This window comes from Oliverpabstia sp. (assembly GCF_022785585.1).
Classification (GTDB): Bacteria; Bacillota; Clostridia; order Lachnospirales; family Lachnospiraceae; genus Oliverpabstia; species Oliverpabstia intestinalis.
Genome location: NZ_JALFPR010000145.1, coordinates 1 through 5,864 on the forward strand (window position 1 = coordinate 1; position 5,864 = coordinate 5,864).

The 5,864-nt window shown below is 41.2% G+C and carries 3 protein-coding genes; all 3 read left to right on the top strand.

All coding sequences use genetic code 11. The annotated features are described in order from the left end of the window. The first annotated feature begins 179 nt into the window (after window positions 1–179). The 3 genes from MSA64_RS10155 to MSA64_RS10165 all read left to right on the top strand — a co-directional run bounded on the left by MSA64_RS10155 (window position 180) and on the right by MSA64_RS10165 (window position 5,619). Window positions 180–1,907, top strand: coding sequence for a Na/Pi cotransporter family protein (locus tag MSA64_RS10155; protein ID WP_287891511.1), 1,728 nt, complete (start codon window positions 180–182; stop codon window positions 1,905–1,907). A gap of 283 nt (window positions 1,908–2,190) precedes the next feature. Beyond that, on the top strand, window positions 2,191–2,811 hold the full coding sequence (locus tag MSA64_RS10160; protein WP_287891512.1) for a DUF3786 domain-containing protein: 621 nt from the start codon (window positions 2,191–2,193) through the stop codon (window positions 2,809–2,811). A gap of 288 nt (window positions 2,812–3,099) precedes the next feature. After that, entirely contained in the window at window positions 3,100–5,619 is a 2,520-nt protein-coding gene (locus tag MSA64_RS10165; protein ID WP_287891513.1) for a DEAD/DEAH box helicase, read from the top strand. Window positions 5,620–5,864 lie beyond the last annotated feature (245 nt).

Genomic DNA, 5,864 nt, shown 5'->3' on the forward strand with positions numbered 1-5,864 from the left:
GAACTAACTACCAGCTTTACACAGATTTAACGAAAATCATACAATACCATGATAGAGCCATATGCGTTCTCCCACTATACTGTAAACCGTAAATGAATTATACAGATTCATAACAGAGATTTTACAGATGATTTCAAGAATCGAGCAGCAGACAGCTGCCGGAAAAGGGAGAACACAAAATGAATGAAAATGTAAAAGTAGTATTTGGGCTGATTGGTGGGTTGGCGCTGTTCCTTTATGGAATGAACAGTATGAGTGATGCGCTGCAAAAGGCAGCCGGAGAAAAGATGAAGAAGATTCTGGAATTTCTCACGAAGAATCCGATCATGGGAGCGTTGGCCGGAGCCCTGGTTACGGCTGTGTTACAGAGCAGTTCGGCAACTACCGTTATGGTCATCGGCTTTGTAAGCGCCGGACTGATGAGTCTGCCACAGGCGATTTCCGTTATCTTTGGTGCTAATATCGGTACGACGATGACTGCCCAGCTGATGGCATTCAAAATCAGTGATTACATTTATCCGTTGATCTTCATCGGATTCATGCTGAACTTCTTAGGGAAAAAAGAAAAGGTTAAAAATATTGGTATGGTTATCTTTTCTTTCGGACTTTTGTTTGAAGGAATCGAGATCATGGGCAGCGTTATGAAACCACTGGCAGGAAGCCCGATCTTTGTAGATCTGATGGGAAAAGTATCTTCTGTTCCGGTGCTGGGTGTTGTCCTCGGTGCGGTGATGACTCTGGTGGTACAGAGTTCCTCTGCAACGATCGCAGTCCTTCAGAGCTTTGCTTCTCAGGCAGGACCGGACGGTGTCAGCAGCGTGATCGGACTGACAGGAGCGATTCCGATTTTGCTTGGAGATAATATCGGTACGACGATCACAGCACTTCTGGCATCCATCGGACAGTCCAAAGATGCAAAACGTACCGCAATTGCACACAGCTTTTTCAATATCACGGGTACCTGCGTATTTATCTGGATCATTCCGTGGTTTGCACAATTTGTACGTTATATCTCTCCAAAAGGAAATGAGATCGATGTGATCTCCCGCCAGATTGCCAATGCACATACGACATTCAACGTGGTCTGTACACTGGTATGGCTGCCGCTGATCCCGCTCATGGTGAAGATTGTTACCACGATTATCCGTGGAAGAGATAAGAATACCGGTGTGGTTTATGAACCGAAATATCTGGATAACAAGGTAATTGATCAGCCGGTGGCTGCTATGTATCTGGTATCTCAGGAACTGGAAAATCTGACAGGATTTGCCGTACATATGCTGAACAGCCTGAAAGGTTCTCTGAATCAGAAAAAGACCTCAGCTGCATATGAAAAATTCAAAAATCAGCTGGATATCGTCCAGCACCTGCAGGAAGAAATCACGGACTATATCACCAAATTGTTTTCCAGCGGTAATCTGACAGAGCTTCAGTCTGAACAAACAGCAGGACTTCTGTATGTAACCAACAATATCGAACGTATCGCCGACCGGTGTCAGGATATCGACAGCATCTGGATAAAAATCCAGGGCGATGGCATGAGCTTTTCCGAGGAAGCCGGCAAGGAAATTGAAAATTGCATCAATGTCCTTCTGGATCTGCTGCGCCGGGCTATGACAGCCGTAAAAGAGGGCAGTGAAGAGGAAGCGGAACTGGTATTCAAAAATAAAAAGAAACTGCATAAAGCAGAAAAGAAATTCAACAAAGCTCATCTGAACCGCGTAAAGAATCAGAAATGCGATCCGGCGATGACCGGCTGCTTCTCCGGCATCCTCTACAACCTGGACCGAGCTGCCGACAACTGCGTAAGTATCGCAGAAGAAGCACTGGATAACCAGGGATTCGTAAAATTAGGCGAAGCCGCCAGAAACTTTGCGGCACCGGCTGCGGTTGTGGAGGCTGTGTAAAAGATAATAACAGTGATAAGAAATATATAATTTAAGAGGAACAGAGTATTTTTGATTTTGAGATACAACAAAATTTGAAAATACTCTGTTTTTGGTTGTTCGAGCAATGAACGAAAATCTTTTCCTTCATAAGAAACTGGTGATTAACGCGGTGGCTGAAGATGGAATTAAAATTGCAAATTTTATTTGATGTGATATGATTTTTATAGATAACATATTATCCAAAACAAGTAAAAAATCCAGATTTTGGATAATATATGATCCATAGAAAGGAAAAATCGACATGTCAAACTATGAAACGATGAAAGACCGTATGTCCTCCCATTTCCTGGAATACGATCAGAAAAAAATGGTCCGGAAATTTGCTCTGGAGCATGATGAAAAGTATCTCTATATTTTCTTTGTAGGAAGAAAATACCGGATTAACCGCATCACCGGAGGAATCACCTGGTCTGTGGATGAATTCCAGACGGAAGAAAATGCAAATTACAACGAAGCCATGACAATCTACGATGTCCTGTGTAATTCCAAAGAATACTGTCATCCCGCCGATGAATGGGTTCATATCGGCAGCCTTTCTACGGTGCGGGGAGGAAATCTGGCAAATGACAGTAACTTTTTCAAGGATGCGGGAAAGAAATTCGATGGAAAGACTGCAGAACTGGCAAAAGCTTGCGAGCGGCTGCATGGGATCAGGCTGGAAAAAGGCGATGTGGCTTACCAGCTGGAACTGTTTTCGTTTCTTCCCGTTATACTGAGATTCTGGGAATCCGATGACGAATTCCCTGCGAGTTTGCAGGTGCTGGTGGACCGGAACATTCTGGAGTATATGCATTATGAGACGGTGATGTTTGCGATTGGACATTTGCTGGAGAGAGTGGAAGAAGAGATGGAGCGAAAGTAGAGAACAGGTTGCTATAAACCGCTATTATCCGGAAGAACGGTAATAGCGGTTTTATTGCATTGCATATCAATAATTGATCCAGTGGAGCAATTTTGATTATGGAAAGAAACATCTGGAAAACAATATGAATTGGGGAAAATAAATAAAAATTTATCGAGAAATGTCGAGTAAAATAGCAAAATACACTATAAAATGTCGAAAAACTTTGGAAACATTACCTGTTATATGCTATAATATAAAATAATGCATCATTTTTAATACGGATTTAAAATAATGGAGACAGAGAATATGGTGAGAGCAGCAGATAGCGATAATTTTCTGATACAACATACAGATTTTTCTTTGAGAGAACAGGTGAACTACCCGAATGGTGGAATATCAAGATTTTATGATAATGGCATCGATATGGTCATTATTGATGAAAATATTTGTGACCATAACCCGGGTGAGCCTGTTTTTTCTTATATGCTTATTACAGACAAACAGAACAGTTATATCCATCAGTTTAAAAGAGTTTTTCGTTTCTTAGGTTATATACAGTCTGAAGTTGACAGCTATCTTGCTAACGATGAAATGACATTACCTGAAGATTACAGGATAACCGTTGGGGACCGGGCAGAACAGGCGGATGCATCACCTCTGGAGATCCATTTTGAGGATAGCTTTTCAAATGCCTACGGTATGAATGCGCTCAGATATCTGACACGCGAATATGGAATCAGTGATGAAAACGGAAACAATTATTTTCTCGATTATTTTATCAGAACACAGAACGAAAGATACGCTGTAGAAGAAAATGGACTTAATTTTCATCATCCGCAGATTATCGGAGAAGAAAAATACAGGAAACAATTGAATAAACAAAATACCTGTGTTTTATGGGGAATCAAACTGTTCCGATTTTCAAAAGAAGATTGTGCGTTTCAAAATCGAATCGAAGATGATATCAAGCAATATTTCGGAAAAGATACCACAGCATTTGTCGATGACGGATTGAAAATCGACAGAAAAGTGGAATTATATGAACACCAGACGATCAGTTTACAGGAAATACAAAAACGTAGAATGGCAGGTATCAAAGCATTTTTGATCGTATTACCAACGGCATCCGGAAAATCCAGGATTGTAGAGGAAGACCTGCGCGAATTTGCAAAAGAAAAACCGGGATTCAGAGGGCTGATACTGGTTCCGGGAATCAATATTCTTGCGGACTGGAGGGAAAGAGTACAGGAATCCGTACCGGAACTGGCAGAGAAAATTGAGATCAGAACCTATGCCTATATGTGCAGACATTATACGGAATTTCCAGCAGATTATTACAATTATATCGTAGTGGATGAGGCACATCACGCGGTTGCACCGATGCTGAAAAGAGTGATTCAGTATTATGAGGCGGATTTTACGGTTGGACTTACCGCAACGGATCAGCGTCCGGATAAGAAAAAACTGGAAACAGTTTTCGGAACATACTCCACTTCGTTATCCTTAAAAGAAGCCATGGAAAAAGGAATCGTTGCCCGGGCAAATGTTTACAGGATCGAAACAAATATTGATCTATCAAAAGTCCGATTCAACGGAAAAGACTATATCAATGCAGATCTTGAAAAAAGAATACGGGTTACTTCAAGAAATGAGCTGATTGTCAATGTCCTTCAGGAATATTTTGGAGACGGAGAAGCTGCCAGACGGCAGGGAGTCATCTTTTGCGTCAATGTTGCCCATGCAAATGAGATGGCAAAACTACTCAACAGAGCTAATATCACTGCAGCCAGCTACACCAGACAGACAAAGAATCCTGCGTCTGTTATGACAGATTTTAAGCAGAAGAAAATCCGGTTTTTGTGTGCCTGTAATATGATTTCCGAGGGCTGGGACTATCCGGAACTGGGAATTCTCGTTATGGCAAGACCTACGCTCTCCAAAGTGCTCTATCTGCAGCAGATTGGAAGAGGACTGCGGAAAACAGATACAAAGAAAAATATTATCGTTATCGATGTGGTGGACGAGTATGGTGCAATGATCAAAGCCTGTAATATGCACACGATCTTTGCCAATCCATATTATGTGCCATTTGGAGATATTATAAAAACAGATTATACACCCGGAGATATGGTTGTTATCGATGGGCTGAAAGAAAGAATTGAACGCATTATGGAAGTCGATATCAATTCTTTCGAGGAAAAATATGGCGATTATCTCAGTCAGGAACAGGTTGCCAGAGAATATTTCGTCAGTACCGGAACCGTGACAAGCTGGATCAAAAAGAAAAAGATCGCGCCAAGTGTAGAATACCGGTTCGGCAACAAATCCATTTACCTGTTCAGTCCGGATGATGTCGAAAAATACCGGAAAGAATTAAACATCAAAGAACATAACGACAGTACAATCAAAGAAGATTTCTTTGAATTCCTGGAAGAAAGAGATTACTCACTTTCGTATAAAATGCCGTTCCTGCTGGCGATTGTGAAACATATAGATGCTATCGGAGATGCGAAAATAGAAGATGTACTGGATGATTATATTGCCTTTTATCAGGACCGATTATCCAGAGGCCTCCAGGTGGATCGAAGCACCTGCCCGTATGATGAAAAAATGCTGAAAGACAGAAAAGCGGTGCAGAGAAATATGCTTACGAATCCATTTGAAAAATTTGAAAGAAAGAGATTTCTGTATTATTCGAAAGATTTGAGCGTGATTTCGATGAACCATGCGCTGTTTGGACAAATGAAAGAGGAAGACTGGGAAAGAGTGCGGAGACAGATGAGGGAAGATTTGCGGAAGTATTATGACGGAATGGGCGGAGTGTAAAGAAAGTTTTATGAAGAAATAGGTGTAAGTTCATTACGCAGGTTGCCAATGTATGTGATATAGTGGGGAAAACAAATGAAAAATAATGAATATCCGGAAAACAGAGAATGGAAACAAAAAGCTTTTGGAATGCCCAAGTTGCCAAGTGGAGATATAGGACAGGATAAAGTCCTGTATTATATTCTGAAAATGGTCAAAGACGGTAAATCAGCAAATACAATGCTTAATATTGAAGGAAGCAACAG

Excerpts from the sequence above, each read along its gene's own strand:
- MSA64_RS10160 (WP_287891512.1), top strand. The coding sequence starts at position 2,191 with ATGTCAAACTATGAAACGATGAAAGACCGTATGTCCTCCCATTTCCTG.
- MSA64_RS10165 (WP_287891513.1), top strand. The coding sequence starts at position 3,100 with ATGGTGAGAGCAGCAGATAGCGATAATTTTCTGATACAACATACAGAT.
- MSA64_RS10155 (WP_287891511.1), top strand. The coding sequence starts at position 180 with ATGAATGAAAATGTAAAAGTAGTATTTGGGCTGATTGGTGGGTTGGCG.